Source organism: Ruegeria sp. SCP10, from assembly GCF_040329495.1.
Taxonomy (GTDB): domain Bacteria; phylum Pseudomonadota; class Alphaproteobacteria; order Rhodobacterales; family Rhodobacteraceae; genus Ruegeria.
In genome coordinates this window covers 875020-901837 of the sequence record NZ_JBDZYF010000001.1, presented here as the reverse complement: position 1 = coordinate 901837, position 26818 = coordinate 875020, and the positions used below count along the sequence as shown (strand labels likewise).

Annotated in this window: 25 protein-coding genes; 16 read left to right on the top strand and 9 right to left on the bottom strand. The window is 58.5% G+C overall.

Going from position 1 to position 26818, the window contains the following annotated elements; genetic code table 11:
* Window positions 1-4: 4 nt before the first annotated feature.
* Complete coding sequence (locus ABLN87_RS04575; RefSeq protein WP_353007913.1) at window positions 5-1744, bottom strand: serine protease; 1740 nt, start codon at window positions 1742-1744, stop codon at window positions 5-7.
* 207 nt (window positions 1745-1951) lie between these two features.
* Between ABLN87_RS04575 and ABLN87_RS04570 the strand changes: the two genes are divergently transcribed.
* Entirely contained in the window at window positions 1952-2881 is a 930-nt protein-coding gene (locus ABLN87_RS04570; protein ID WP_353007912.1) for a glycine--tRNA ligase subunit alpha, read from the top strand.
* Window positions 2882-2889: 8 nt separating this feature from the next.
* Here ABLN87_RS04570 and ABLN87_RS04565 read toward each other — a convergent pair whose 3' ends face one another.
* A complete protein-coding gene (locus ABLN87_RS04565; RefSeq protein WP_353007911.1) occupies window positions 2890-3522 on the bottom strand; it encodes a MarC family protein in 633 nt (210 codons plus the stop codon).
* A gap of 75 nt (window positions 3523-3597) precedes the next feature.
* Here ABLN87_RS04565 and ABLN87_RS04560 point away from each other — a divergent pair, with 75 nt between their 5' ends.
* The 9 genes from ABLN87_RS04560 to glmM all read left to right on the top strand — a co-directional run bounded on the left by ABLN87_RS04560 (window position 3598) and on the right by glmM (window position 15987).
* Complete coding sequence (locus ABLN87_RS04560) at window positions 3598-4119, top strand: DUF6446 family protein (protein WP_353007910.1); 522 nt, start codon at window positions 3598-3600, stop codon at window positions 4117-4119.
* A 9-nt stretch (window positions 4120-4128) separates the two neighbouring features.
* Window positions 4129-5340 (top strand): sodium/glutamate symporter, encoded by a 1212-nt coding sequence (gene gltS, locus ABLN87_RS04555; protein WP_353007909.1) that lies wholly within the window; start codon window positions 4129-4131, stop codon window positions 5338-5340.
* A gap of 9 nt (window positions 5341-5349) precedes the next feature.
* Window positions 5350-7716: a glycine--tRNA ligase subunit beta gene (glyS, locus tag ABLN87_RS04550; protein ID WP_353007908.1), complete on the top strand. Its 2367-nt coding sequence runs from the start codon at window positions 5350-5352 to the stop codon at window positions 7714-7716.
* 64 nt (window positions 7717-7780) lie between these two features.
* On the top strand, window positions 7781-10321 hold the full coding sequence (locus tag ABLN87_RS04545) for a putative PEP-binding protein (protein WP_353007907.1): 2541 nt from the start codon (window positions 7781-7783) through the stop codon (window positions 10319-10321).
* Window positions 10322-10507: 186 nt separating this feature from the next.
* On the top strand, window positions 10508-11149 hold the full coding sequence (locus ABLN87_RS04540; protein ID WP_353007905.1) for a cell wall hydrolase: 642 nt from the start codon (window positions 10508-10510) through the stop codon (window positions 11147-11149).
* A gap of 73 nt (window positions 11150-11222) precedes the next feature.
* Window positions 11223-12593 carry a multicopper oxidase family protein gene (locus ABLN87_RS04535; protein ID WP_353007904.1) on the top strand — a complete coding sequence of 457 codons (1371 nt, stop codon included), beginning with the start codon at window positions 11223-11225 and terminating at the stop codon, window positions 12591-12593.
* Window positions 12594-12694: 101 nt separating this feature from the next.
* Window positions 12695-13615: a dihydroneopterin aldolase gene (locus tag ABLN87_RS04530; RefSeq protein WP_353007903.1), complete on the top strand. Its 921-nt coding sequence runs from the start codon at window positions 12695-12697 to the stop codon at window positions 13613-13615.
* Window positions 13612-14610, top strand: a complete 999-nt coding sequence (folP, locus tag ABLN87_RS04525; protein ID WP_353007902.1) for a dihydropteroate synthase — start codon at window positions 13612-13614, stop codon at window positions 14608-14610. The genes ABLN87_RS04530 and folP overlap by 4 nt, the downstream gene beginning before the upstream one ends.
* A 33-nt stretch (window positions 14611-14643) precedes the next feature.
* The gene (gene glmM / locus ABLN87_RS04520; protein ID WP_353007901.1) at window positions 14644-15987 is read left to right on the top strand and encodes a phosphoglucosamine mutase; all 1344 of its coding nucleotides are present in this window, start codon (window positions 14644-14646) and stop codon (window positions 15985-15987) included.
* Here glmM and ABLN87_RS04515 read toward each other — a convergent pair.
* Window positions 15984-16886 carry a DMT family transporter gene (locus ABLN87_RS04515; RefSeq protein ID WP_353007899.1) on the bottom strand — a complete coding sequence of 301 codons (903 nt, stop codon included), beginning with the start codon at window positions 16884-16886 and terminating at the stop codon, window positions 15984-15986. The two genes, glmM and ABLN87_RS04515, sit on opposite strands and share 4 nt — an antisense overlap.
* Before the next feature lie 79 nt (window positions 16887-16965).
* Here ABLN87_RS04515 and ABLN87_RS04510 point away from each other — a divergent pair, with 79 nt between their 5' ends.
* Complete coding sequence (locus tag ABLN87_RS04510; RefSeq protein ID WP_353007898.1) at window positions 16966-17277, top strand: ArsR/SmtB family transcription factor; 312 nt, start codon at window positions 16966-16968, stop codon at window positions 17275-17277.
* Window positions 17274-17729 (top strand): SRPBCC domain-containing protein, encoded by a 456-nt coding sequence (locus ABLN87_RS04505; RefSeq protein WP_353007896.1) that lies wholly within the window; start codon window positions 17274-17276, stop codon window positions 17727-17729. The genes ABLN87_RS04510 and ABLN87_RS04505 overlap by 4 nt, the downstream gene beginning before the upstream one ends.
* Window positions 17730-17774: 45 nt before the next feature.
* On the opposite strand, the gene ilvC is transcribed toward ABLN87_RS04505, so the two are convergent.
* Complete coding sequence (ilvC, locus tag ABLN87_RS04500; protein ID WP_170689671.1) at window positions 17775-18797, bottom strand: ketol-acid reductoisomerase; 1023 nt, start codon at window positions 18795-18797, stop codon at window positions 17775-17777.
* A gap of 131 nt (window positions 18798-18928) precedes the next feature.
* On the opposite strand from ilvC, the gene ABLN87_RS04495 reads away from it, so the two are divergent.
* Both ABLN87_RS04495 and ABLN87_RS04490 read left to right on the top strand, forming a co-directional pair.
* Entirely contained in the window at window positions 18929-19384 is a 456-nt protein-coding gene (locus tag ABLN87_RS04495; RefSeq protein ID WP_170532630.1) for an Lrp/AsnC family transcriptional regulator, read from the top strand.
* Window positions 19381-19839, top strand: a complete 459-nt coding sequence (locus tag ABLN87_RS04490) for an Lrp/AsnC family transcriptional regulator (RefSeq protein WP_170532632.1) — start codon at window positions 19381-19383, stop codon at window positions 19837-19839. Before ABLN87_RS04495 ends, ABLN87_RS04490 begins: the two co-directional genes overlap by 4 nt.
* A gap of 6 nt (window positions 19840-19845) precedes the next feature.
* On the opposite strand, the gene ABLN87_RS04485 is transcribed toward ABLN87_RS04490, so the two are convergent.
* Window positions 19846-20547 (bottom strand): GntR family transcriptional regulator, encoded by a 702-nt coding sequence (locus ABLN87_RS04485; RefSeq protein ID WP_353007894.1) that lies wholly within the window; start codon window positions 20545-20547, stop codon window positions 19846-19848.
* 234 nt (window positions 20548-20781) lie between these two features.
* Between ABLN87_RS04485 and ABLN87_RS04480 the strand changes: the two genes are divergently transcribed.
* Window positions 20782-21909 carry an aminotransferase class V-fold PLP-dependent enzyme gene (locus ABLN87_RS04480; protein WP_353007893.1) on the top strand — a complete coding sequence of 376 codons (1128 nt, stop codon included), beginning with the start codon at window positions 20782-20784 and terminating at the stop codon, window positions 21907-21909.
* 12 nt (window positions 21910-21921) lie between these two features.
* Here the strand turns inward: ABLN87_RS04480 and ABLN87_RS04475 are convergent, their stop codons facing one another.
* The 3 genes from ABLN87_RS04475 to ABLN87_RS04465 all read right to left on the bottom strand — a co-directional run bounded on the left by ABLN87_RS04475 (window position 21922) and on the right by ABLN87_RS04465 (window position 24171).
* A complete protein-coding gene (locus ABLN87_RS04475; RefSeq protein ID WP_353007891.1) occupies window positions 21922-23118 on the bottom strand; it encodes a UbiH/UbiF family hydroxylase in 1197 nt (398 codons plus the stop codon).
* 73 nt (window positions 23119-23191) lie between these two features.
* On the bottom strand, window positions 23192-23440 hold the full coding sequence (locus tag ABLN87_RS04470; RefSeq protein ID WP_353007890.1) for a hypothetical protein: 249 nt from the start codon (window positions 23438-23440) through the stop codon (window positions 23192-23194).
* A gap of 86 nt (window positions 23441-23526) precedes the next feature.
* The gene (locus ABLN87_RS04465) at window positions 23527-24171 is read right to left on the bottom strand and encodes a pyrimidine 5'-nucleotidase (RefSeq protein ID WP_353007889.1); all 645 of its coding nucleotides are present in this window, start codon (window positions 24169-24171) and stop codon (window positions 23527-23529) included.
* 99 nt (window positions 24172-24270) lie between these two features.
* Here ABLN87_RS04465 and ABLN87_RS04460 point away from each other — a divergent pair, with 99 nt between their 5' ends.
* Complete coding sequence (locus ABLN87_RS04460; RefSeq protein ID WP_170532641.1) at window positions 24271-24918, top strand: GntR family transcriptional regulator; 648 nt, start codon at window positions 24271-24273, stop codon at window positions 24916-24918.
* A gap of 3 nt (window positions 24919-24921) precedes the next feature.
* On the opposite strand, the gene ABLN87_RS04455 is transcribed toward ABLN87_RS04460, so the two are convergent.
* Complete coding sequence (locus ABLN87_RS04455; RefSeq protein WP_353007888.1) at window positions 24922-26802, bottom strand: glycosyltransferase; 1881 nt, start codon at window positions 26800-26802, stop codon at window positions 24922-24924.
* Window positions 26803-26818 lie beyond the last annotated feature (16 nt).

Here is a 26818-nt window from a genome sequence, read left to right as displayed (position 1 = left end):
AAGCTTAGTCCCAGCAATGGACTAGCACAGTCATGCCTGTCGCCCGGCGGTTCAACTCGTTGGGTGAGATTTGTGTGCTTTCCTGACTGGGCTGTCCGGACACACCGGCCTGGGTCAACACATCTGTCAAACGCGCGGCGGTTGCGGCCAGGCTGACCGAGGCGGGCAGGGTGCGCCCTTCGGTCGGAGTTGGAAGCAACATGCCCACCACATTGCCACTGTCGTTGAAGACAGGGCCGCCCGCATCGCCGGGCTGGGCGTTCAGGGCCAGACGTTTCACACCTTCTTCACCGTTTAGACCACGGATATCTGCGATCTGCCCATACGTTAGTGTCGGGGCGCCAAGCGCACCCTGATAGGAAAAGCCGGATACCGCGACCTCGGATTGAATGCGCGGCGTGTCCGCGCTGAACGCGGCCACACTTATGGGTGCAAGATCCTGGCTGGGGCGCAGGACCGAAACACCCAGATCGGCATCGGTCCAGGCCACCTGAACCTCCTGATCGCCGTCCAGTGTGATCCGGGTGCAGTTATCAGCCGCCTCAGATACGGTCAGAACCGCCCCGTTGATATCTGCAAAGAAGCCCGAGCGCGATAGGCGCGGTTTGCGCACTTGCAGGCCCGAGATCAGGTCGATCCGCTGATCCGCCGATGCGCCTGCCGCGGAGTCCAGAACCGCATCGGTGGTCGCAAAGCTTTGCACCATCGCGGCCAGAACGCGCAGGCGACGCGCCTCGTCCCCTTCGGGCCAGACCAGAGTGAACCCTTTGATCTGCCCGTCTTTCAGCGAGGCCTGTGTGAACGAAACAATGCCGTTTCCGCGACCTTCCAACGAGAACCGATCACCGCGCAGCTCGCGCGGGCCGTCAAGTGGTACGATTTCCAGTGACTGCATCACTTCGTAGAGCGCGCGCAAGGTGGATTTGTCGCCTTCCTGCGAGATCAACAGCGCCTGAGCCCCGATATCAGAGCTTGATTTGAAATGGACAAACGGAGCCTCGTAGCGATCAAATTCCAGAGCGCCCAGCGGCATGTCCAGCGATGCGCCCGCCTGATCGTCGGCATATGATGCCATCCCGACGCTGATCAGCGGAGCATTATAGTCATCAATCAGCGCCTTGCGCTGCACGGTGGTTAGAACGCCGGTCGGCTCATAGCCATTGAACCGTTGCCAATCGCCCATCGAGCGGCGGGTGCCCTGACCAAATGCGCCATCGATGGACGAGTTGTAGAAACCAGCGGCCTGCAATGCGGTTTGCATATCTTTGCGCTCCTGTGCAGTTAGCAATCGTTCGGACTGTAGCGCTTCGGCGCGTGTTTCGTCTGCGTCCTGCGGGGTAAGCTCTGACAGGTTCTGTTCCGGCTGTGGTTCCGGTTCAACCGGGGGCGCAATTATCCCGCGATCCAGAAGATTCACGCCTATCGGCCAAAACTGCTGACCAAGATCGTTGGAGAACGCAATGAAGCTGTCGCGCGGGATTTGTCCCTCGGCGCGATAGACCCGCAGAACCTGTTCCGCGTCGCTGCGGGCATAGGGGCCGATCACAATTGCGTACCAGCCACTGTTCAGGCGGAACCCGTTTACATCGGGCAGAGCACTGGCATAGGCCTGCGCTCGATCCTGTGCTTCACGCAGCGATGGTTGGGCTTCAACCTGTACCCAAACGCCTTGGTCTTGCTGTGCAGAGGCGGTGTGCACCCCCAATAGAAGAAACAAAAGAAATGTCGTCAAAACTCGTGTCATATTCTGCCCGTTTTATGCAGTGTTGAACATTTCGCGCAGAATACGCGATTTCGCGGTCTGAATACCATGGCGCGAATACGCAGATTTAACTGTGTGGCTGTGCAGATACAGCATGCGCCGATTGGCCCGTTGACGCCCCTTGGCCCCTTGCATAGGAAGGGCAAAACCGACCGGAACCGGGTGCATGTAGCGCCCAAAGGGAATGTCATGACCGAACCGTCCAGCGCACCGCGTTCTTTTCAGGAAATAATCCTGCGGCTTCAGACCTATTGGGCCTCGAAAGGCTGTGCGATTCTGCAGCCTTATGACATGGAAGTCGGGGCAGGGACGTTCCACCCTGCGACCACATTGCGTGCGCTGGGGTCCAAACCCTGGGCTGCAGCCTATGTTCAGCCGTCGCGCCGTCCAACGGATGGACGTTACGGTGAAAACCCCAACCGGCTGCAGCATTACTATCAGTATCAGGTTCTGATCAAACCCAGCCCGCCGGACTTGCAGGAGCTCTATCTGGGCAGCCTCGAGGCCATCGGCATCGACATGGAGCTGCATGACATCCGTTTTGTCGAGGACGACTGGGAAAGCCCGACCCTTGGCGCCTGGGGCCTTGGGTGGGAGGTCTGGTGCGACGGTATGGAAGTCAGCCAGTTCACCTATTTCCAACAGGTGGGTGGCCATGACTGCGCGCCGGTCTCAGGCGAGCTGACCTATGGTCTGGAACGTTTGGCGATGTACGTGCTGGGCATCGACCATGTGATGGACATGCCGTTCAATGACCCTCAGTCGCCCAGCCCGCTGACCTATGGCGATATCTTCAAGCAAACCGAAGAAGAATACGCACGCTGGAACTTTGACGTGGCCAATACCGAGGTCTTGCTGCGCCATTTTGAAGAGGCCGAAGCGGAATGCGCCACCATTCTGGCGCAGGATCATGATGATCCCAAGACCGGCAAGCGCATCGTCATGGCACATCCCGCTTACGATCAGTGCATCAAGGCGTCACATATTTTCAACCTGCTGGACGCGCGCGGGGTGATCTCGGTCACCGAACGGCAGGCCTATATCGGCCGCGTTCGAACCCTGGCCAAGCAATGTGCCGATGCGTTTGTTCAGACCGAGGCCGCCGGGTTCGGGGCCTGATGCGCGGCTCAGGCCAATCCGGGCAGCAACACCTTAAGGCCGTCGGCGATCATGCTAATGGCGATGGCCGACAGGATCATGCCCATAAAGCGGCTCATGATCACGCGGGCATTTTCGGACAGGCGCTTGGCCAAGGCCGAGGCGTTCCAGAATGTGACGAACAGCATCGCGACGACGACCAGAAAAACACCTGCGTAAGCAATGGCTTCAATGGGCTTCTTGATGTGACTTGCATACAAGATCAATGTGGTGATCGTGCCGGGGCCGACCAGAATTGGAAAGGCCAGCGGATAAAACGCCACCGTGTCGGGTGCCGGGTAAGATTTCTTCTCTCCTTCGGTTCCATGATGCGAGCTGCTTTCGTTCCCGTTCAGCATGTTCAGCCCGATCATCAGAACGACCAGACCACCGGCCACGCGCAGGTCATCGACACTGATGCCAAACAGTCCCAGCGCCTGATTGCCGATCAGGGCAAAGGCCGATCCCAGGATCAGGCAGTAGGTCGCTGTTTTCGCGGCAACTTTGCGCTGGTCCGCTACGGGAAGATCCTGTGTGACACTCAGAAACACCGGCAGGTTTGTGACCGGGTTCATGATCGCAAACAGCGCACCAAAAAAACCGACGGCAAGGGTGGTATCCATGCGTATTGCCTCGTTTCATCCTGTACGGCTGCGGACCCTGTCCTATTTTCTGCCAATATGAAAGAGGCGTCATAGATGACCGGAAAATTGCTCGCTCTGATCCTGTTGTTGTCGGCCGCTTTGGCGGGCGGAGGAATGTACTATCTGCAGGTCTATGGTTTCTATTACGAGGTCGAACCGCAGCCCGGTCAGGATGTGCTTTTGCTGGCGACGGGGGCGGATCAGCCCCAAGCGATTGCCTATACCGCGTTTCAGGCAATCGATGCCGATAGCTCTCCGATTCGCTACCGGGCGTGTTTCGAGACGGACCTGACGCCAGATCAGATGACCGCTTTCACTCCTGCACAAAACCCTGAACCCCTGACCGCGCCGGGTTGGTTCGATTGCTACGACGCGCCCGCCTTGGCGGATGCGCTGAAGGATGGGCAGGCGCAAGCGTTCATTGGCACTAAGAATATCCACTATGGCGTTGATCGCATCGTGGCCGTGACGCAAGACGGCAAAGGCTATGTCTGGCACGCGCTCAACAATTGCGGTGAAAAGGCCTATGACGGTACCGTGGTGGGTGAAGAATGCCCGCCCAGACCGCAGGAATAGGGAAACGCTGTGAGCCATGTCGTCGAAATCCCCGATTTTCTGACGGCCACGCTGGGCTTTGCAGTCTATCTGATCGGGGCTGAGATCAACGCCCGGGTTTCTGCGTTGCGCAGCTTCAACATCCCCGAGCCGGTAACTGGGGGGCTGCTGGCATCAATTGTCGTTCTGCTGCTCTACCTGCTGTTTGGCATTGAGCTGTCATTTGGCCTGACAGCCCGTGATTTCCTTCTGGTTCTGTTCTTTGCCGGGATTGGACTGAACGCCCGCCTGTCGGATCTGATCGCTGGCGGCAAGCCTCTGTTTTTGTTGTTGATCCTGACCTTGGCGACCATCGTGTTCCAGAACGTCATCGGCGCGGCAGGTGCGGTGCTGTTTGGTTATCCTGCACAGGCGGGGGTTCTGTTTGGGTCTGCCGCGCTGATCGGGGGGCACGGAACCGCGATTGCTTGGGCCCCCGAAGTGGCCGAGGCGACGGGGCTGGACGGTGCGACCGAACTGGGCGTTGCCGTTGCGACTTTGGGTCTGGTTCTGGCCGCCCTTGTAGGCGGCCCCATTGCGCGCCTTCTGATCGAAGGGCGAAACCTCAGCCCAAGCAGGCCAGAAGAAGAACACAGCGTCGGCCTGCCCGATGACGCCACGGAGGCAAAAACCCAGATCAACCACCTGACGATCATGCGGGTGTTGCTGTATCTGAACCTGGCAATCATCACGGGATATGGGCTGGATCAGGTGATCAGCGCTGCGGGCCTGAAACTACCTCTGTTCGTGCCCTGCCTGATCATGGGCATTGTCATTGCTAATCTGCGCACGGCCGTCTTTCCGGGTGCGCCCAAAGTGTCACGGACCCCATCCTTGGCGCTAATCTCGGAATTTGCGCTGGGGGCCTTTCTGGCCATGTCGCTCATGAGCTTGCAGTTGTGGACTATTGCTGAACTCGGGCTTGCCATTGCGGTGATCATGACCGCCCAGACCCTGTTTGCGGTTATCTTCGTGCTTTGGGTTCTGTTCCCCGTCATGGGCTCGAACTACCGCGCCGCCGTTCTGGCCGCTGGGTTCGGTGGCTTCGCCCTGGGCGCAACCCCCACCGCAATTGCAAATATGACAGCCGTAACCAAGCGATATGGTCCGTCGCCTATTGCCTTTATCGTGCTGCCCCTTGTATCCGCCTTCTTTGTGGATATCGCCAATGCCATCGTCATTCAGACGATTGTGAATTTCTAAGGACCGACAATGCCCGACCTGTTGATCGAACTGTTCTCTGAAGAGATCCCCGCGCGCATGCAGACCCGCGCCGGAGATGAGCTGAAAAAGCGGATCACCGATGGTTTGGTCGAGGCCGGTCTGACCTATGCTGGGGCCGCTGCCCTGACGACGCCGCGCCGTCTGACGTTGGCGGTCGAAGGGGTTTTGGCAGAAAGCCCGACGATCCGTGAGGAACGCAAAGGCCCCAAGGTTGGCGCCCCTGACAAAGCCATCGAAGGCTTCCTGCGTGGCGCGGGCCTGACGCGGGATCAGTTGGAAGAACGCGACACGCCCAAAGGCGCTGTTTATTTCGCCACGATTGAGAAAGCCGGGCGACCTGCCGCCCAGATCGTGGCCGAAGTGCTGGACGCAACCATCCGCAACTTCCCTTGGCCTAAATCGATGCGCTGGGGCAGTGGCCCGATGCGCTGGGTACGGCCGTTGCACTCGATCCTGTGCATCCTCAGCGATGAGACGGGCGCGCAGGTTGTGCCATTGGAGATTGAAGGGATCAAAGCCGGAGATACCACCGAAGGCCACCGTTTCATGGCGTCGAACCGGTTCTCGGTCACATCATTCGAGGACTACGCAGCCCAGCTGAAACGCGCCTTCGTGATGCTGTCACCCGAGGAACGCGCCGAGCATATCTGGAACGACGCCCAGAACATGGGTTTTGCCGCCGGTCTTGAGGTGGTCGAGGATAAGGGTCTGCTGGCTGAGGTTGCCGGTCTGGTCGAATGGCCCGTGGTGCTGATGGGGCAGATCGATGAGGAGTTCCTCGGCCTACCGCCCGAGGTGCTGCAGACCTCGATGAAAGAACATCAGAAGTTCTTTTCCGTGAAGAACCCGAAAACGGGCCGGATCGAACGCTTCATTACCGTTGCTAACCGCGAGACCGCTGACAACGGCGCGACCATTTTGGCGGGGAACCAAAAGGTGCTCTCGGCCCGTCTGGCTGATGCGAAATTCTTCTGGGAGAACGACCTGCGCGTCGCCAGATCGGACATCACCCAATGGACCCGCGCGCTGGAGAATGTGACCTTCCACAACAAGCTGGGTACGCAGGCCGAGCGCATCGACCGCATCGCCGCACTGGCCCGCGAATTGGCCCCGGTGACCGGCGCGGATGCCGATCAGGCCGAAAAAGCCGCGCGTTTGGCCAAGGCCGATCTGAGTTCCGAGATGGTCTATGAATTCCCTGAACTTCAGGGGCTTATGGGGCGCTATTATATCGAAGCCGCAGGCGAAGACGCTGCCGTGGCCGCTGTGGCGCAGGAGCACTATTCGCCGCTGGGTCCGTCAGATGACGTGCCGACTGCGCCGCTCTCGGTGACTGTGGCGCTGGCCGACAAGTTGGATACGCTGACCGGCTTCTGGGCGATTGATGAGAAGCCCACCGGATCGAAAGACCCGTTTGCCCTGCGGCGCGCGGCGCTGGGGGTTATTCGGTTGGTTCTGGAGAACAAGCTGGGTCTGTCGATTGCAGATATTGTCAACAAGGCCATCGAAATCGGACAAGAACCAGAACTGGCCTATGTCCGAGCAATGCAGGCTTATGTTGACGAGAATGCGAACAAACGGGATGTGAGCGCAGCTTTCGAATTTGCGTTCTCGCGCGCTGTAGGATGGCGGCCTTTGTCGCTGAACTGGCGGCCGGAGGATGAAACAGTCAACACGCAAGCTATGCCAGATGCGGATCGGGTCGCAGGTATCTACAAAGACGAGTTCGGCTGGCCTTATTCATCCTTTAGCGGTGATGCACGTGCTCGGGCTGAAACATCTTACATGCCTTGGTCCGCGACGATGCCCAAAGGATTTGTGGACAAGCAGGCCGACCTCCTCTCCTTCTTCCACGACCGCCTCAAGGTCTTCCTCCGCGATGAAGGTATCCGCCACGACATTATCGACGCCTGTATCGCGATGGACGGCAATGATGACCTTAACCTGCTCGTCAAACGCGCCCGTGCTCTGAACGCGGTAATTGCGACTGAGGATGGCGAAAACCTTGTGCAGGGGTTCAAGCGCGCCAACAACATCCTGACGCAGGCCGAGGAGAAGGACGGCGTCGAATATTCCTACGGCGCAGATGTCAAATTTGCTGAAACGGACAGCGAAAAAGCGCTGTTTGCGGCCCTGGATCAGGTGCAAAAGCAGATCGATCCGGCGTTGAAAGCCGAGGATTTTCCGACCGCCATGGCCGCTATGGCCGCCTTGCGTGGGCCGGTGGATGCGTACTTTGAAGATGTTCAGGTCAACACCGACAACGACATCCTGCGCCGCAACCGTCTGAACCTGCTGAGCCAAATCCGCACGATCTGTTCCAGCGTTGCCGATCTGACCAAGATCGAAGGATAAGCCAGATCGCCCTTGCGCCATTGGTGCAAGGGCTTATGCTGCGCCGAAGCTAAAAGGTGCCGCAGTGCAGAATAACCCGCATACCACGCTCATCACGCCCAAAGCGCCCGTTGCCGCCAATACCCATGGCGGGCGGGCCAAGTGTCTGCAACGTCTGGTTCGACTGGACATGCCGGTGCCGCGTACTGTGGCGCTGTCCTTTGACCTAGTGCAGCAGATTGCCGATGGTCAGGTGCCGGACATTACCGCGATCTTGGAACAGTTTGACGACACGGCCTTGCTGTGCGTGCGGCCGAGTTCCGAAGACCCCGATTGGGGTGGTCCGGGTGCGGTTCTGAACATCGGAATGAACGACGCGCGCTATGTGGACCTGTCTGACCAGATGGGGGCCGAGGCTGCCGCCGCGCTGTATCTGAGATTTGTGCAAAGCTACGCCATCCACGTCGCGCGGCTGGATGCGGATGTGTTTGATGACATCGAAGCTGATGGCAGTGAAGGGTTGAAGCTGTCTCTGCGCGCCTATGAGGATGAGACCGACGAGGCCTTTCCACAGGATCGCGGAGAGCAGTTGGTCGGTGTCTTGCGATCCATGGCGCGGGCGTGGGATGGCACGTCGGCCCGGTTGCTGCGTCAGGCCAAAGGGGCCCCGGCGGATGCGGGGCTTGGGCTGGTCATTCAGGAAATGATCCCCGGTGTCGGTCAGGGCGAATGCGGCTCGGGCGTGCTGCAACTGGTTGATATCACAACCGGAATGCCACAGATCACGGGGCGGTATCTGAGCCAGAGCCAGGGGCGTGATGCGTTGGGCGAAGGTGTTGCGGCGCTGTACTTGGAAAAAGACCCGCGCGGGCAGTCGTTAGAAGAACTGGCGCCCAAAGCCTTTGCCGACTTGAAAGCGCAGGCCGCCCTGATGCGCGAGAAACTGCGCGAGGAAATGCAGGTCGAGTTCGTGATTGAAAACGGCCATGTGCATATTCTGGATGGGGTACGCGTGCAGCGGTCTGCCCGCGCTGCGATGCGTATTGCTGTAAGGCTGGCCGAAGACGGGATCATCCCACCGCAAGAGGCGGTGATGCGCGTCGATCCGCACGCGTTGAACGAGCTGTTGCACCGTCAGGTCCACCCAGATGCAAAGCGCGATATCCTGACCACCGGAATCGCGGCCAGCCCCGGAGCGTCAACGGGCAAGATTGTGTTCACGGCGGCTGAGGCACAGGCCAGCGCTGCGCGGGGCGAGGCTTGTATTCTCGTCCGCCGTGAAACCTCGCCCGAGGATGTGCGGGGGATGCACGCGGCAGTCGCGGTTCTGACGGAAAAGGGTGGTATGACTAGCCACGCGGCGGTGATCGGACGCGGGCTGGGCCTGCCTTGTATCGTCGGGGCGTCGGGGATGCGGTTCCAAACCAAGAAAAAGCTTCTGACTGCGCCGGATGGGCGGGTTTTCAAAACCGGGGATGTTTTAACCATCGACGGGACGTCAGGACAGGTTCTGGCAGGGCAGCCCGCGATGCTGGAAGCGGCTTTGGACGATTGTTTTCAGACGCTTATGGGCTGGGCAGACGCCGAGCGGGATATTGCGATTCGGGCCAATGCGGATACACCGGCAGACGCCCAGACCGCGCGCAATTTCGAGGCGCAAGGCATCGGACTGTGCCGGACCGAGCATATGTTCTTTGATCCCGGCCGCCTGATCGTCATGCGCGAGATGATCTTTGCGCAAACCCCATCGGGGCGGTCTGCGGTGCTGGAACGACTGCTGCCCATGCAGCGCGAGGATTTCATCCAGCTGTTCCGGATTATGGAAGGCCAGCCGGTGTGCATCCGCTTGTTTGACCCTCCGTTGCACGAGTTTCTGCCGACCACCCGCAGCGGCCAACGCGAATTGGCCGAGGCGCTGGATTTGCCGGTCTCTGATGTTGAACGCAGGGTTGAGGCGATGTCGGAATACAATCCGATGTTGGGCATGCGCGGTGTGCGGCTTGGGGTGACCGTACCCGAGATATATGACATGCAGGCTCGCGCGATCTTTGAAGCCACTTTAGAGGCCAGCAAAAACGGCGCGCCGGTGGTGCCCGAGGTGATGATCCCGCTGGTATCGGCAAAGCGCGAGGTTGAGCTGGTCAAGTCCCGCATCGACTCGGTGGCTGCGGCAGTCGCGTCCGAGCAAGGGCAGGAGTTTGAGTATCGGCTTGGGGTGATGGTTGAAACGCCGCGCGCCTGTTTGCGGGCGGAAGAGATTGCGCCACATACGTCTTTCCTGAGCTTCGGAACCAATGACCTGACCCAGATGACCTATGGCCTATCGCGCGATGATGCGGGCCGGTTTATGTCGGCCTATGTTCGGCAGGGGGTGTTCACCGAAGATCCGTTCCACGTACTGGACCCGGATGGGGTAGGAGAGTTGCTGAAACTTGGCGCTGAACGCGGGCGTCTGGCCAAGCCTGATGTCACTCTGTCGGTCTGCGGTGAACATGGGGGTAACCCCGAATCAATCGCCATTTGCCGTGATCTTGGGTTTGACTATGTCTCGTGCTCTCCGTTCCGGGTGCCCGTCGCTCGGCTGGCTGCCGCTCAACTGGCGATTTCGTCTAGACTTGGGGGTTGACAGCGGGCTGAAACCCAAGAAATGGTGGGTCACAGGCACTCTTGTGGAGAATTTTTTCTTCTCCACGAGCGATTTTCCACTTGCTTTTTCTTCTGATCTGGACGTTTGCGCCAGACTGCGCTAAATGCCTCGTCGCGCCCGCCGGGGGAGGGTTTGGCGCGTTAAGTGCCTGTGCGAGGTTATCTGATGCTACGTTACATAATGGCTGTTGCCACATTGGCAGCAACCATGCTGCCAAGTGCTTCCTTCGCCGAGAGGGAAGCAACCGATTCTGCTAAGCAAGAACTTGTCGCCCGCAATGAATTGCCGGCGCAGAGTTTCCGTGACTATTTCAAATTGTTCAAGCCGCGCAAGTCGGCCGAACCTATTCAAGTCTCCTACTCCAAAGACTGGCTGGACCAACAGCCGAAAGCGATCGGAGACGAAAACTGGAAATGCCTTGCTGAGGCGCTGTATTTCGAAGCCCGCGGTGAAAGTGTCAAGGGCCAATTTGCCGTGGCCGAAGTGATCCTGAACCGGGTCGAAAGCAGCCGTTTTCCTGACAGCCTATGCGGAGTAATCCGTCAGGGCACGGGCAAGAAATATCAGTGTCAGTTCACCTATACCTGTGATGGCCGCAAAGAGGTGATCCACGAACAGAAAGCGTTCGAACGCGTATCAAAAGTGGCGCGCGCTGCGATTGACGGGATTTCGAAGGAACTGACCGAAGGGGCGACCCATTATCACACAACAGCTGTGCGTCCGTCCTGGGCACGGGTCTACAAACAGACGGCCAAGATCGGTGTGCATATCTTCTATCGCCACAACTACCGGACGGCGAGCAACTGATTGACGCACCCGCGCTGGAAGCTTGATGGCGCGGGGCGGGTTGCGGTCTATATTGCGGGTCAGGAGGCCCGCAATGCCATTCAATCGAAGACAATTCCTGCAAGCTGCGGCAGCAGCTTCGTTGCTACCGGGTGCGGCGAGGGCCGAGTTCCCGCAGCTTGAGGCGCGCGTTGCCCGTCAGCGTCTTGCGCCAGAGGGGTTTCCTGAAACGGAAATCTGGGGCTTTGAGGGTATGGTTCCGGGCCAGACGCTGAAGTTTCGGCAAGGGGATCGTGTTCAACGCCGCTTTGTAAACAAGCTTCCTCAGCCGGCGTCGATCCATTGGCATGGTGTTCGTATAGACAACGCGATGGACGGGGTTCCGGGCTTGACGCAAGAGGCTGTCGCGCCCGATGGAACCTTTGACTATGACTTTGTCGTCCCTGACGCTGGCACCTATTGGTATCATGCGCATAATCGCTCGGTCGAACAGGTTGCGCGTGGGCTCTATGGGCCCCTGATCGTCGAGGAAGTCGCGGCCCCCGACGTAGATCAGGACTTGACCCTGATGCTGGATGACTGGCGTCTGGACCCGGAAACGGCGCAGATTACCGATGATTTCAACAATGGCCATGATCTGAGCCATGCGGGCCGACTTGGGAATATCGTCACCGTCAATGGCGTATTTGATCCGGCCTTCTCGGTGGGCCGAAACCAGCGCCTCAGGCTCCGCTTGATCAATGCATCAAACGCCCGGATATACGATCTAGACCTCGACGGCCTGGCCGGATGGATTGTGGCGCTGGATGGGATGCCTCTGGAATCCCCGTTGAGGGTCACCGATACTTTCTCGTTGGCCCCCGCGCAAAGGATTGATTTGATTGTCGATGTTCTTGCCGAGACCACAGCAAGTCTGGTCAGCGTCGAGCGAGACGGCACCTTTGGTCTGGTGCGGTTCGATGTGAATGAAAGTGCGGCCCGTGTCCCGCGCGATGGCATAGCTTCCCTTCCACCCAATCCCGTGTCCGAGGTGACGCAGATCAGCACCGCCCCGTTGCACCAGATGGTTTTGCAGGGCGGGGCGATGCGTTGGTTACAAAGCGCGCAACTTGGCGGTGCGGACTTGTCAGGGCGTGAACTGGCGCAGCTTGGGCGGTTCTGGGCGTTGAACGGTATCGCCGAGCGCCCATCTGATCCGTTTCTGGATGCTGCGCGGGGCAGCATTCACCGGATTGCATTCGTAAACGAAACCGCTTTCCCACATGCCATGCATCTGCATGGACATCATTTCCGTCTGGTATTGGAGGATGGGTCGCTGGGTCCCTGGCGTGATACGGTATTGGTTGAACGTGGGCAGACTCGCCAGGTGGTACTGGTCGCGGATAATCCGGGTGATTGGCTGTTGCATTGCCACATGCTGGGGCACGCCGCCGCTGGGATGATGAGCTGGTTCCGCGTTACCTGACGCCGCAATCAGTGGTTGGAATGGCGCTTGTATGAATGTTATAGGCCCTCGAAACGTCTAGACTGGGCGAACTTTTTTACGAGCCGGAAAAGGCCTGATCCATGAGTTCTGAAATCCGCCTTGCCTTTGCGCACCCGTCTGAACGATCCGAGGCGACCTCGCCCCGAGGGCCGCTGGATCGCATTTCGCTTCGCGATCACACCGTCGAAGTTGAGATCGGAGCTTTTCAGGCCGAGCGCGGCACGACCCAGCGCATCTGCTTTAACATCGTTGTCGAAGTCCGCCCGTTGACGGCGGATATTGACGATGATGTGGATCGTATCCTGTCGTATGACCGCGTGACCGAAGCGATTGCCTATGAATTGGCGGCAGAGCGTCTGAACCTTCTGGAAACGCTGGCCGAACGAGTAGCCGAGCGTATTTTGCTGGAACCTCAGGCTGTGCGTGTGTTTGTGCGGATCGAGAAACTGGATCGCGGCCCCGGTGCATTGGGCGTCGAGATCGTGCGCGGCAAGGATGCCGTGCATCACGACGTTGTAGAAGAGGAACGTCCGCATCCGCGTCTGGTTTTCCTGTCCAATGACGCCATTGCATCTGGCAACCTGAAAGGCTGGATCGACCAATTGGAAAATCGTCAGCGCCCGCTGATCCTGTGTGTTGGCGCCTCTGATCTGGTGATGCCGCAGACCGGCCACGCCATGACTCAGCGCCGGATCGACCTGCTGTCCATCGAGCAAAACGCATGGGTTTTGGCTGCACGGGATCACCGCTGCGTGGTTGTTTCAACTCGAACCGAGTTGGATTGGGCGATGAAAAACGGCCAAATCTGCGTTTGGGCCCCGTCCAAGATCGTGTTGGATGCGGTTGACGGTCCATCAGCTGCGCCTTCGGACGCGGTTGCCCTGGCCGCGTGGTTTGCCGCGACATTCGAGGCCAGCGAGATGATGGTCATCGGAGGAGAGCTGCCGAAAGAACCCAAGACGCCGCTGCGCGCGGTTGCTGTCGATCAGGCACAATTGTGAGGGATTACTACCGCCCGCTCGTTCAACATGGCGCGGCCCGGCCCGAGGACGCTGTGCCGTTAGCGGGTCAGGCGCTTTGGTTTACGCATGTCGAGGTTCTGTCGCGGGGTCGCGAGCCAAGTGTCGTCGTGGCGGCGGAGCTCCCGGCTGATCAGTTGGACCGCCTCAGCCGTCCGCGCGCAGCTATTGCGGGCCTCGACATGGCACAACCTCAGATCATGGGCATTCTGAACGCCACGCCAGACAGTTTCTCGGATGGGGGTGTACATAGCACCGTCGACGCGGCGCGGGCAGGCGCGGCTGAAATGGTCGCTCTTGGCGCAACCATTCTGGACATCGGCGGCGAATCTACGCGACCCGGCGCAGATTTTATCCCTGAAGACGAAGAAATAGCTCGCACGCGCCCGCTGATTGAAGCGATCCGGGCCGAAACAGATGCTCTGATTTCAATCGACACTCGCAAGGCGGCGGTGGCCAAAGCAGCCTGCGCCGCCGGGGCGGGTTTGGTCAACGATGTTTCGGGCTTTACCTTCGACCCAAAGCTTGCTCCGTTCTGCGCCGGACTCGGCGCGCCGGTTTGCGTGATGCATATGCAGGGCGATCCGGCCACGATGCAGGACGATCCGCAATACGATGACGTCGTGCTGGATGTTTATGATTTTCTGGAAAGCCAGATCGCTCGTCTTGAGGCTTTGGGCCTGAGCCGCGACCTGATCATCGTTGATCCCGGCATCGGTTTTGGCAAAACCGAACAGCACAATCTGGAGCTTCTGCGCAATCTCAGCGTGTTTCACGGGTTGGGCTGCCCGATCCTGCTGGGTGTGTCGCGCAAGGGGTTCATCGGCTCTATCGGGAAAGCGCCGCAAAAAACCGCCCGCGCGCCGGGATCAATCGCCCTCGCTCTGGACGGATTGTCCCAAGGCGTGCAGATCATCCGGGTGCATGACGTGGCAGAAACGGCACAGGCCTTGCGTCTATGGGCTGCGGTCCGGTAATCCGGTTTCAACGATTTTGGTGAGGGGTAATTGATGCGCAAGTTGTTCGGAACAGATGGTGTGCGGGGCACGGCCAATACCCATCCGATGACAGCCGAAATGGCCTTGCGTATCGGGGCCGCGGTTGGACGGTATTTCCGCCGTGACGCCTCGGGCGTGCACCGTGTGGTTATCGGTAAAGATACGCGTCTGTCCGGCTATATGCTGGAAAACGCGCTGACAGCAGGTTTGACCTCAACTGGGATGAACGTGCTGCTGCTGGGCCCTGTGCCGACACCCGCAGTGGGTCTGATGACCCGGTCAATGCGCGCCGATCTGGGGGTCATGATTTCGGCCAGCCACAACCCGGCCATCGACAATGGGATCAAGTTCTTTGGGCCTGATGGGTTCAAACTGTCCGATAAGGCCGAGATTGAGATTGAGCGCTTGATTGAAGAGGGCGTCAGCCCGGCCCAAGCACAGAATATCGGCCGCGCCCGCCGCGTCGACGATGCGCGTTTTCGCTATGGTGAGCGGATCAAATCCTCACTGCCGCGTGACGTGCGGCTGGATGGCCTGAAGGTAGTGATCGACTGCGCCAACGGGGCCGCGCACCGAACCGCACCTGAGGTGCTATGGGAGTTGGGAGCAGAGGTGATCCCGGTTGGCGTTGCGCCGAACGGCAAGAACATTAACCTCAACTGCGGATCGACACAGCCGCAATTGGCCGCAGAGACGGTGGTGGCGCATGGTGCGCATGTGGGGATTTGCTTGGATGGCGACGCGGATCGGGTCGTCGTTATCGATGAGACTGGAAAAGTAGCGGACGGCGATCAGTTGATGGCCTTGCTGGCCTCGGCCTGGGCCAAGTCTGGCCAGTTGAAAGGCGGCGCTTTGGTCGCCACCGTTATGTCTAACCTTGGGCTAGAACGGCATTTGCACTCGCAGGGTTTGCAGCTGGAACGCACCGCGGTTGGCGACCGATATGTTGTAGAACGCATGCGCGAAGGCGGCTTCAATCTGGGTGGGGAACAATCCGGCCATATCGTGATGAGCGACTATGCCACCACCGGTGACGGGCTTATGGCGGGTCTGCATTTTCTGGCCGAAATGGTTCTGTCGAGCCGCACGGCTTCGGATCTGGCACAGCAATTCGAGACTGTGCCGCAGCTGCTTAAGAATGTCCGCTATGCTGCCGATCAGGCCCCGCTCGAGGCGCAAAACGTCAAGGCGGCTATTGCCGATGCCGAGGCCCGCCTGAACGGGCAGGGGCGCCTGTTGATCCGCAAATCAGGCACAGAACCATTGATCCGCGTGATGGCAGAATGCGAGGATGATGCGCTTCTGTCTCAGGTGGTCGATGGCATCGTGGCCGAGGTCGAAGCGGCTGCCGGCTAGCGGCCGATCAGCAATTGACGCAGGCTGAACCATTGGCTGATCGCCAGCCCGGTCAGGATCATCGCCAGAGCGATGAAGAACCGCAGTGGCAGAGCCTCGGACAGAACCCATGCCCCGAACACCATCGACCAGATCGGAACCTGATAGTTCACCAGAGTCAGAAAGACTGACCCCGCACTGCGAATGATCGAGACCCGCAGAAGCGTTGCAAAGGCGGTCGGAACCAGCCCCAGGATGATGATGGCAAGACCGGAGCGCGCGCCTTCCCATTCCGGTAGCCCTTCTATGACCAGCATAAGCGGCAACAAGCAAACTGCGCCGACCACAAGCGTTAGCGCGGCCAGAGTCACCGGGTCGATGGGCGGGCAGCGCCGGGTGAAGATCGAGGCCACAGAATAGCACAGCGCAGCTGTGATGCAGGCAAGCTGGGCCAAAGGCTCGGCACCTTGTCCGATCTGGGCAAGCCCCGGACCTATGAGTACCAAAGCGCCGGCAAACCCCAGAGAGACACCCAGCATTCTGCGCGCATTCAGCGGTTCGTCGGAAAAGAAATGGGCCAATGGCAGAACCATCAGCGGGATCGCTGCCATGGAAAGGCCTGCGAAAGCCGATGGAACATATTGTTGACCCCAGCTGAGCAGCATGAAGGGCAGCGCGGTCGACAGCAGCCCGATGATAACAATCGCTCCCCAAAGGCGGCGATCCGGTCCGGGCATCCGACGACCAGTGACAGCCATCAAACACAGCAAGGTGATCGCACCCAGCGTCGTCCGTGCCGTTGCGACGGTCACGGGTCCATATCCCTCTAGCGCCATGGCGACCACCATGAACGTACCGCCCCAGATGAGGCCGAGTGAAATCACACCAATCCAATCGCGGTAGTTGGGGTCTTGAACCATAACTCCCCCTTATCCTTTGATTTTATAGATGTCACGTGCCTGAATTTGACAATACGTAAGTCATAACTTACGGTAAGTTATGACTTACCATGATGCGTTTTCAGCCCTAGGTGATCCAACGCGCCTTAAGGTTTTCGAAGCGGTAGCAGCCCGGCCTTCTGCGGTTGGGGCCTTGGCGGAGACGCTACCCGTCAGCCGCCCAGCGGTATCGCAGCATCTGAAGGTCTTGTCTGACGCCGGATTGGTCGAATGCCGGTCAGAAGGGACGCGTCGTATTTACTTTGCACGTCAAGACGGGTTGGACAGCATTCGGGCATGGTTGGAACGATACTGGTCAGACGTGCTGGGCAGTTTTGCAGAAGAAATAAATCGGGAAAGGCGCGATGTATGACCAATCCAATTGTCAAATCTATTACCGTGAACGCAGCGCCGAATAGGGCTTTCGATGTTTTTGTTCATCGCGTTGCAAACTGGTGGCCGCTGGATGGTCATGCTGTGTCGGCCTCCAAGGGAAAACCAGCGCTGGCGGTCATGATCGAGCCTTGGGTTGGTGGTGCGGTGTATGAAACGATGTGCGATGGCGAAAGGGCTGACTGGGGCGAGGTGCTGATCTATGAAGACGGGCGGCGCGTGGCCTTCACTTGGCATCCTGGTACGAACAAAGACTTTCCCACGCAGGTTGAAGTGCTTTTTGAAGAGAGGGATCCCGGCAAAACCCTTGTAACACTGACCCATTCGGGGTGGGAAGTCTGGGCTGCAGAGGCGCCGGAGAAACGGGGCGGATACGATACAGGCTGGGATTTTGTTCTAGGCGAGTGTTACGCCAACGCATTCACAAAATAGAAAGGGCGACCACTTTGGTCGCCCTAACTCTGACATCTGTCAGGCTTAGTTCTTTTCTTTGTCGACCATTTTACCGGCTGAAATCCAGGGCATCATGGCACGCAGCTTCGCACCGGTTTCCTCGATCATGTGCTCGTCATTGGCACGGCGCGACGCTTTGATGGTCGGCTGACCAACGGCGTTCTCCAGCATGAAGTCGCGAACGAATTTACCCTGCTGGATGTCGTCTAGAACCGCTTTCATGCGTGCTTTGGTCTCGTCGTATTTCAGGATACGCGGGCCGGTCACGTACTGGCCGTACTCAGCCGTGTTCGAGATCGAGTAATCCATGTTGGCGATGCCGCCTTCATAGATCAGGTCAACGATCAGTTTCACTTCGTGCAGACACTCGAAATAGGCCATTTCGGGCGCGTAGCCCGCTTCTACCAGAGTTTCGAAACCGCAGCGGATCAGCTCAACCAGGCCACCGCACAGAACGGCCTGTTCGCCGAACAGGTCGGTTTCGCATTCTTCGCGGAAGTTGGTTTCGATGATGCCCGAACGGCCGCCACCGATGGCCGAGCAGTAGGACAGACCGATTTCCAGCGCTTTGCCGGTCGCGTCATTGTCAACGGCCACAAGGCAAGGCACGCCGCCGCCTTTGGTGTATTCGCCACGCACGGTGTGGCCGGGGCCTTTGGGGGCCATCATGATGACGTCGACGCCCTCTTTCGGCTCGATCAGGCCGAAGTGGACGTTCAGGCCGTGGGCAAACGCGATAGCAGCACCCGGCTTGATGTTGTCATGCACGTATTTCTTGTAGGTTTCGGCCTGCAATTCGTCGGGCATGGTGAACATGATGACGTCACACCATGCGGCTGCCTCTGCAATACCCATCACCTGTAGGCCTTCACCTTCGGCTTTCTTGGCCGAGGGTGAGCCTTCGCGCAAAGCGATGACCAGGTTCTTGGCGCCCGAGTCACGCAGGTTCAGCGCGTGAGCGTGGCCTTGGCTGCCATAGCCCAGGATAGCCACTTTCTTGTCCTTGATCAGGTTGATGTCGCAATCGCGATCGTAGTAGACGCGCATTTCGTCGGTCCTTTCAGTTTCGATTGCTGTGCTTTTACCCGGAGTTTTTTCGATTGGCGAGCGCGTTGATATCAGATATTCACAAAAAACAAGAAGAAGTATTCGTGTTGGCGAAGGATTATGGAAAATTCATGCTCGATGAGATTGATCGACGTATCTTGCGCCATTTTCAGGCTGAGCCCAGCCTTTCGACCGCTGAATTGGCCGAACGGTGTCGGATCACGCAAGGCATATGTTGGCGACGCATCGAAAAGATGCAGGCCGCAGGAATTGTCGAAGGCCAAGAGGCAGTGATTGACTGGACCGCTTTGGGTTACGCGGTCGAGGTGTCATTGCGTGTGACACTGGACAAAACACAGCCGCGCGCATTTGACGAATTCACCGCCGCAGCCCGACAGGTACCGGAAGTGATCGAGATACAGACCTTTCTGGGCAGGGTGGATGTGCGCCTGTCCATTTTGGCAAAGGATATGGCGCACTATCAGCGGCTGTATCGGGATCGCATCCTGACCCTGCCGCATATCGCTGATATCGAAGCTTTGATGCATATCGCGCGGGTCAAGCGGGACGAGGTGCTGCCGGTATGATCGAACTTGACGAAACTGATCGACAGATCCTGCGCGCCCTATGTCAGGACGCAACGCAAAGCGCGGGTGCGTTAGGTCGCAAACTGGGATTGTCGCAGCCCGCCACGTGGCGGCGTATTCGCAGGCTCGAAGAGGCCGGCGTCATCAAGGGCCGCCGGTTGCGCCTGAATGCCGAGGCTTTGGGGTTCGGCGTTACGGTTTTCCTGGGCGTTAAACTGGCCCGCAAAGGTCAGGTCAGTCTGGAAGATTTCGAACGCGCCGTCAGCGCTATCCCCGAAGTGCAAACTGTCGAACATGTGTTGGGGCTGTATGACTACCGGTTGCGCGTTGTGGCGCGGGACTTGTCCGATTTCGAGCGGGTGCTGCGCCGCCGAATCATGACTTTGCCGGGTGCAGGAGATGTTGAGGCGAATGTCCTACTCAGCGAGGAACGGCTGCCCGGGCCGATTGGGTGACGGCGTCTAATACTTTGTCCGGATGCGGTAGCTCGGGTGATGCGTGATCCGCGCAAAACTCAACGGGGTGTCATCTTTCCACGTCGTCTTTTCCATCTGGATCATCGAGGTCCCGGCTGTCGTACCCATGAACTCTGTAAGGCGACTGTCAGCCGAGACTGCGCTGAACGAAACTTCAGCTTCGTTAAACGGCGCGGCGTTCAAAAGCCATTCATGCGGACCACTATCGGACAAATTGGCGTCTTCGATCTCGGGAACAGCTTCGATATTGATCCAGCGCTCTTCCAACTGAAAGGGGCGGTTGTCGGCATAGTGCATGCAGGTCAGGTTCAGAACACGTGCGTCGCACGCAACGCCGAGCTGTGAAGCCAGCCATCTCGGGCTGAATTCTACATTCCGCTCGACCAGCGCATACCGATAGTCAGCGTTTTGATTTTGCACCATCTGCCGGGCCAGCAAAAGCTCTAGCTTTGCATTACGGGTTGGTTCCTTTTTAACCCGCGTCCCGCTTTTGCGCTTGCGTTCGACAAAGCCCTGATCGGCGAGTTCGCGCAGCGCCCGATTTACAGTTGCACGGGCGCAGTTGAACTCTTCAGCCAGTTGCGTTTCTGTCGGTAAAAGCGAGCCCTGAGGCCAGATGCGGCTTTCGATACGGCGTTTGACTTCGTCACGAACGACCTGGAAGCTGATCCGCTTTTGAACATTCACCTGTGAAACTATCCCTTCAAGCAAAAAGTGTATGTATCTGGTCAGAAGCAAGTAAAAGTGTAAAGGGGATCTGACACTAATTGGCGTCATTTTTGCTGTAATTGAAGCCTTTAGTGCGGAATCTCAGGGATTGTTTCACTTGACCTTGGGTCAGTTTTGTCGCGCCGTTTTGACTTTACCCGCCCATGTAATCCCGCCAGTCTTTCAACCAAATGCTGAAGGGAAGGATTCGAAATGCCTGCATTGCTGGAAACCGTGGATCCAGACGGTCTTGAAGAGTTCTCGGTTGTCTTTACCGATCGATCATTGAACCACATGTCAATAAAGTTTCAGCAGGTCATGCGAGATATCTCTGTCATGCTGAGCGAGGTTTACAACGCCGATGGCGTTGCCCTCATTCCCGGTGGTGGCACCTATGGAATGGAGGCTGTTGCCCGTCAATTCGCCCGCAACGCGGACGTTCTGGTGGTGAGAAATGGCTGGTTCTCTTACCGGTGGAGCCAGATCATCGAAAGCGCTGCTTTGAGCAAAGCGGTGACTGTCCTGAAAGCCCGGGAAACGGGGAATTCCAGCCCATCGCCTTTTGCACCTGCGCCTGTCGAGGATGTGGTCGCCACCATTCGCAAGACCCGCCCGGATGTGGTCTTCGCGCCGCATGTGGAAACCTCAGCCGGGGTGATCCTGCCAGATGACTATGTAACCGCCTTGGCCTCGGCGGCGCATGAGGTCGGGGCCTTGATGGTCCTGGATTGTATCGCCTCTGGCTGTGCCTGGATCGATATGAAAGCAACCGGAGTGGACGTCCTGATCTCGGCCCCACAAAAGGGCTGGAGCGCATCGCCCTGTGCCGGTCTTGTCATGCTGTCCGAACGGGCCGAAGCGCGGTTGCAAGAGACCGAGTCCGACAGTTTTGCAGTGGATCTCAAAAAGTGGCGTCAGATTATGCAGGCCTATGAAAATGGGGGACATGCCTATCACGCCACCATGCCCACTGATGCGTTGACTGCCTTTCGCGATACGATGCTTGAGACGCAAGATTACGGGTTCGAGAAGCTGCGGAAAGCGCAATGGGCATTGGGCAATGGCGTGCGGACGCTGTTAAAGGAAAAAGGTGCTGTTTCGGTGGCCGCGGATGGCTTTGGCGCGCCGGGAGTTGTTGTCAGCTATACGGCTGATCCGGACGTTCAGAATGGCAAGAAATTCGCCGCGTTGGGCATGCAGATTGCCGCCGGTGTGCCGCTGCAATGTGATGAACCGGCTGGGTTCAGTACCTTTCGGCTTGGTCTGTTCGGGCTTGACAAGCTCTATGATGTCGATGGCACCATCGCCCGTTTGAAACGCGTTCTGGATCAGGTTCTGTAAACTTGTTGGGCCTTAGCGAACGCCTAGGCCCATTTGCATCAGCGTCTTGCGTACCGGTGCCATCGAATACAAAGCGTTCAGTCCCATGGCGCGGGCATCGCGCAACGGGCGCGCTTCGATCATCGAGGCGCGGTTCAGCAGATCAATGCCTTTAACCCGCAGGTCAATCTCGGCGTGCCGCGCCTTGTGATAGGCATCCAGCATTTGCGCGTCGCCCAAACCCTCGGGTCGGGCTTGCGCCAGATCCAGCAGCGACCGCAGATCACCCAGCGACATGTTCAGGCCTTGCGCACCGATAGGGGGCACCACATGGGCGGCCTCAGCCATCAGCGCGATGCGCTCGCCAGATAGGCGCGCAGCAGATTGGCTGATGATTGGCCAGATCGTCCGGCGCGAGGCCAGTTTCAACGGCCCGAACAAACCGCAGGACCGCTCGGTCATCGCGGTTTCGAATGCATCGGTATCCAGGTTCAGCAACTCAACCGCACGTGGCCCGCGTTCCATCCAGACGATGGCGGATGAAGGTTGACCCTGCCAATCGGGCAAAGGCACCAGCGTGAAGGGGCCACCGGACCGGTGAATCTCGGTCGAGACATTTTCGTGCGCGATCGGATGTGTGACGGCAAAGGCAAGCGCTTTCTGACCATAGCGCGTGGTGTGAACGGAAATCCCCGCCGCCTCGCGCATGGGCGAGTTCCGACCGTCTGCAGCGATGACCATTTTGCACCGGAGGCGGCTGCCATCACTCAGGCCGACACGCGCCTCGGCGGTGCGGGTGAACAGGCTGGCGGTACCTGTTCCGGGGCGGAAATCGACATTGGGCAATTCGGCCAGCCGCGCCACCATCTCGCGCCGTAACAGCCAGTTGGGTAGATTCCAGCCAAAGGGCAGATCCGAGATGTCCGAGGCGTTGAAATCCCGCACCACGCGCGGTTCAGGGATATCACCGCCGGCATCAACGATACGCATGATCTGCAGGGGAGCTGCGTGCGCTTGCAACCGGCCCCACAATCCACACTGTTCCAACAGCGCCTGCGCGGGCTGAAGAAAGGCCGTGGTCCGCAGGTCCGACCCATCAACATCGCGTTCAGTGATCGGTGGCGTTGGATCAACGCAGACCACATTGAACCCAGCTGCGCCAAAGGCCGCCGCTGCGGTCAGGCCGGCGATGCCGCCGCCGGAAATCAGGATGTCACAGCTGTTGGTCATGGCACTCACTCCGCTCACGGCAGACCCTAGTGCGGTTCCGCCGCCTGCGCCAAGTGACATCCTGTCTCGTGCCCTATCCGCGCGAAATCAGGATGAGGATCAGGAACATGATTGGGACCATCAGTACCGCTGGGATGTAAAGACCCGGCAGACCGAATAGCAAAGCCGAGCACCCCCACATGCTGAAGATCGCCGCCGCAGTGTACACAAGGTCCTCAGGTTCGCCCTCTGCGGCGTCTCGTGCCAGCCATCCAAGCAGGGGAATTCCATAAAACAAGCGCTGCCAAATCGGCAGGCGCCGAGGCATCTCGATCGCGGTCATCTGGGTCTCCGTTCTGTTCGTCGCAAAACGGGATATAGGACTGATGCTGCAGGTGCAGAATGTGCAGATCGTCGCAGTGTGACAGCCTATCGCAGGCGTGCCAGAAAGGCGGTCAGATCATCCGTGTGATGGTGGATATGGTCGGCCTCGTGCGGGTCCGGCGCGACGTGAACGGTGCGCATTCCCATCTCGTGCGGGGCGGCCAGATTGCGGGGGTCATCCTCGAACATGGCAGCCTTATCGGCCTGAATGCCATCCTGCGCAAAGATCGTCTCGAAAGCTGCCTTCTCCGGTTTCGGGCGATAGCCTGCATGTTCGACGCCGTAGATCGCATCAAACAGTCCTGTCAGTCCACGCGCCTCAAGCACGCGTTCGGCATAGGGCGCGCTGCCATTGGTATAAACGATGCGCCGACCGGGCAGGGCGCGGATATGGGCCGCGAGTTCGGCATCGGCGTCCATATGGCTCATATCGACCTGATGGACCGCATGCAGGTAGGGATCAGGGTCCAGATCGTGTTCAGCCATCAACCCTGCCAGTGTGGTGCCGTATTCACGCCAGTAATGGCTGCGCAGCCGGTCAGCCTCAGCCCGGTTCACACCTATGGCCTGCACGACGTAATCCGTCATCAACACCTCGATCTGGTCGAACAGGCGCATATGCGGCGGATAAAGAGTGTTGTCCAGATCGAACACCCATTGGGTAACGTGGCTAAAAGCAGGTTTGACCATGATGCGGGTTTAGGCTGCAATCTGGTGCTTTTCAATGCCGGGCTTGATTGCACGGCCCGGACACGGATAGACATGTCCGAACGAGGAGACGTAAGACACATGCCCCAATCCCGACAATCCAACAAGGATGCCTACAGCCTTATTCTCGAAGCGATTGATGTGGGTGTCTACAAACCCGGCAATCGTCTGGTCGAAAGTGAGTTGGCCGAGCGGTTTGGTGTCTCGCGTACTCCGATCCGCGAGGCGCTGCAGCGGCTTGAGACGCAGTCTTTGTTGGAACGGGACGGACGGTCGCTGATCGTGGCGTCTTTGGATCACAACCAGATGGCCGAGTTATATGTGGTGCGGCGCGAGTTAGAAGGTTTGGCCGCCCGTCTGGCCGCCAAGCATGCGACCGAAGAAGAGATCAGAGTGCTGCAGGAAATGGTGGCCGAGGATGATGCTTTGGTCGATGACCCAACCGCCTTGGCGCGGGCAAACCGTCGGTTTCATGAGCAGATACATTTGGCCTCGCACAACCGGTATTTAGTGCAACAACTGGATCTGGTGCATCGCACGATGGCCCTGATGGCCACGACATCATTGGCGGTCCAGGGGCGGGGTGAGATTGCGCAGAGCGAACACAAAGCCATTGTCGATGCCATTGCCGCACGGGATGAAGAAGCCGCAGGCCGCGCCCTGAAAGAGCATATCTCCGTCGCGTTTATGACACGCCTTAAACAGGATGCTGTGCGGCGGGAGAACTGATGCTTAGACCTTTTGCAGGTCCTCGTTTGCTTGGCCGTGTTGGGTTTTATCCCAGAAGAACGGGTTGAACACCAACTCCCACAACGCCTTGTAGGCCGCAACGACGCCCAAGGGAAAATACAGCCCCATCGTCGGCACCCAGGGCAGAAGGAACCGCCGCTCGCGCGCAGCGACGGCCAGCATCCCAACCGCAATGTTGATCGCTTCAGTTACAATGAACAGCATCAGCAAAGGCGTGATGAGAGAAGGTGGCAAGATGGTTTGCATCGGGTTCGACACACCCAGTGTCGATAACCAGAAGACCCATAGCACCGGAGCCAGAAGGAACTGTCCCAGAGTGCCCAGAAAGAAAGCCTGAACCCCGACAAACTTCATCGGTCCAAGATCGCGATACAGTTTCAAGGGGCTGCGCATATGCACCAGATAGGTGACCATAAATCCCTTGAGCCAGCGCGAACGCTGTTTGACCCAGGGCCAGGCGCGGAAGTTGGCCTCTTCATAGGTTGTGGTATCAACCATCTCGGTGCGGTATCCGGCACGGCTGAGGCGCACGCCTAAGTCTGCATCTTCGGTCACGTTATGGGCATCCCAGCCGCCCAGTTCGACCAGTTTGTCACGGCGAAAGAAAAACGTGGTTCCACCCAATGGCACTACCAGGCCCAACCGTGCAATCCCCTGTAAAATAACGCGAAACCAGCTGTTGTACTCAATCGTAAAACAGCGCGAGCGCCAATTGGTGCGAGGGTTGTAATAGTCCAGAACCCCTTGCAGGCAAACCACATCCGGTGCGGCTTGGGTGAAGTGTTCGACAACGCGTTCGATCTGATCCGGTTGAGGCGCATCTTCCGCATCCCAAACGCCCAGAATGTCGCCCCGGCAGAAATCCAGTGCATAGTTCATCGCGCGTGGTTTGGTGGTCAGGCCGTTCAACTCGGGAACTTCGACGGTTCTGATCCAACTGGGCAGGTCGACCTTGGCAACAGTCTCGCGCGTGACATCGTCACTTTCTTCCAGTACCAGGATCACATCCAGCAGCGCCTTGGGGTAGGTCAACCGTTGCAAGCGCTGGATCAAAGCGCTTGCAATCTCGCGTTCTTTGTACAGCGGGACCATGATAGAGACACAGGGTTGTCGCAGGGAAATCGGGGCGGATTTGGGATCAACCTCTCGTGGTCCGATCCGCGATACCAGAAAGGCCAACGCGCCTGCCACTCGCAAGATCATGAACAGGATCAACGTGGTAACAGCCGCAATCAGAAGAACGGAAAGCCCAAATTTCGGCATCAGCGCGCAGGGTGCGATCAGCCCAATTGCACCCAAAACCGGAACAGCGCGCGAGACCGGTGTCCAGGTGCGGCAGCTTTGCGCCTCATCGACGCGTGCTTCGGCGGCTTGGGCCAAAGGCATCGCAAACTGCTGCGATATCACCCGGTCAATCTGGTCTGGCGCGGCCAGAACCGGGATGATGGCATAGGGGCAGTCCTGCATTTCAGCTGTGACGGTTGGAAACCGGTCGGGCCGGGCAGTCGCGACCAGAAGAAGGGGGCCGATGCGCATCCACGGGATGACATTGTGCGCCAGCCAGAATTCCACCGGCTTGAACTCGGACAAGCCCGGGGCGGGCGGGATTTCTTCAAGGTCGGCAATTTGCCAGCCGCTTTGTGTGGACAGAGCCGTCAGAACATCAGCGCGACTGACCCAGCCCTCGCCAACCAGAATTTCGCCCAAAGAGGCTTTCTGTCGCGTTTGTAGGTCCAGCGCTTGCCTCAATTGATCCGCCGTGATTGCGCCTTGTTCAATCAGACAAGCCCCAAGGGGTTTGCGCAAAGCTTGCGGCGGGATCGGCGCTGCAGAGGTGAAATTCTGAAGATTCAATTCAACCATTAAAAAAACCCTGACG

Bases quoted from the DNA above. Each gene is read 5' to 3' on its own strand.
- ABLN87_RS04535 (WP_353007904.1), top strand. From the start codon at position 11,223: ATGCCATTCAATCGAAGACAATTCCTGCAAGCTGCGGCAGCAGCTTCG.
- ABLN87_RS04540 (WP_353007905.1), top strand. From the start codon at position 10,508: ATGCTACGTTACATAATGGCTGTTGCCACATTGGCAGCAACCATGCTG.
- ABLN87_RS04530 (WP_353007903.1), top strand. From the start codon at position 12,695: ATGAGTTCTGAAATCCGCCTTGCCTTTGCGCACCCGTCTGAACGATCC.
- ABLN87_RS04565 (WP_353007911.1), bottom strand. From the start codon at position 3,522: ATGGATACCACCCTTGCCGTCGGTTTTTTTGGTGCGCTGTTTGCGATC.
- ABLN87_RS04560 (WP_353007910.1), top strand. From the start codon at position 3,598: ATGACCGGAAAATTGCTCGCTCTGATCCTGTTGTTGTCGGCCGCTTTG.
- ABLN87_RS04460 (WP_170532641.1), top strand. From the start codon at position 24,271: ATGCCCCAATCCCGACAATCCAACAAGGATGCCTACAGCCTTATTCTC.
- ABLN87_RS04510 (WP_353007898.1), top strand. From the start codon at position 16,966: ATGACTTACCATGATGCGTTTTCAGCCCTAGGTGATCCAACGCGCCTT.
- ABLN87_RS04570 (WP_353007912.1), top strand. From the start codon at position 1,952: ATGACCGAACCGTCCAGCGCACCGCGTTCTTTTCAGGAAATAATCCTG.
- ABLN87_RS04470 (WP_353007890.1), bottom strand. From the start codon at position 23,440: ATGACCGCGATCGAGATGCCTCGGCGCCTGCCGATTTGGCAGCGCTTG.
- ABLN87_RS04505 (WP_353007896.1), top strand. From the start codon at position 17,274: ATGACCAATCCAATTGTCAAATCTATTACCGTGAACGCAGCGCCGAAT.
- ABLN87_RS04455 (WP_353007888.1), bottom strand. From the start codon at position 26,802: ATGGTTGAATTGAATCTTCAGAATTTCACCTCTGCAGCGCCGATCCCG.
- ABLN87_RS04495 (WP_170532630.1), top strand. From the start codon at position 18,929: ATGCTCGATGAGATTGATCGACGTATCTTGCGCCATTTTCAGGCTGAG.
- ABLN87_RS04575 (WP_353007913.1), bottom strand. From the start codon at position 1,744: ATGACACGAGTTTTGACGACATTTCTTTTGTTTCTTCTATTGGGGGTG.
- ABLN87_RS04480 (WP_353007893.1), top strand. From the start codon at position 20,782: ATGCCTGCATTGCTGGAAACCGTGGATCCAGACGGTCTTGAAGAGTTC.
- ABLN87_RS04490 (WP_170532632.1), top strand. From the start codon at position 19,381: ATGATCGAACTTGACGAAACTGATCGACAGATCCTGCGCGCCCTATGT.
- glmM (WP_353007901.1), top strand. From the start codon at position 14,644: ATGCGCAAGTTGTTCGGAACAGATGGTGTGCGGGGCACGGCCAATACC.
- glyS (WP_353007908.1), top strand. From the start codon at position 5,350: ATGCCCGACCTGTTGATCGAACTGTTCTCTGAAGAGATCCCCGCGCGC.
- ilvC (WP_170689671.1), bottom strand. From the start codon at position 18,797: ATGCGCGTCTACTACGATCGCGATTGCGACATCAACCTGATCAAGGAC.
- ABLN87_RS04515 (WP_353007899.1), bottom strand. From the start codon at position 16,886: ATGGTTCAAGACCCCAACTACCGCGATTGGATTGGTGTGATTTCACTC.
- ABLN87_RS04465 (WP_353007889.1), bottom strand. From the start codon at position 24,171: ATGGTCAAACCTGCTTTTAGCCACGTTACCCAATGGGTGTTCGATCTG.
- ABLN87_RS04475 (WP_353007891.1), bottom strand. From the start codon at position 23,118: ATGACCAACAGCTGTGACATCCTGATTTCCGGCGGCGGCATCGCCGGC.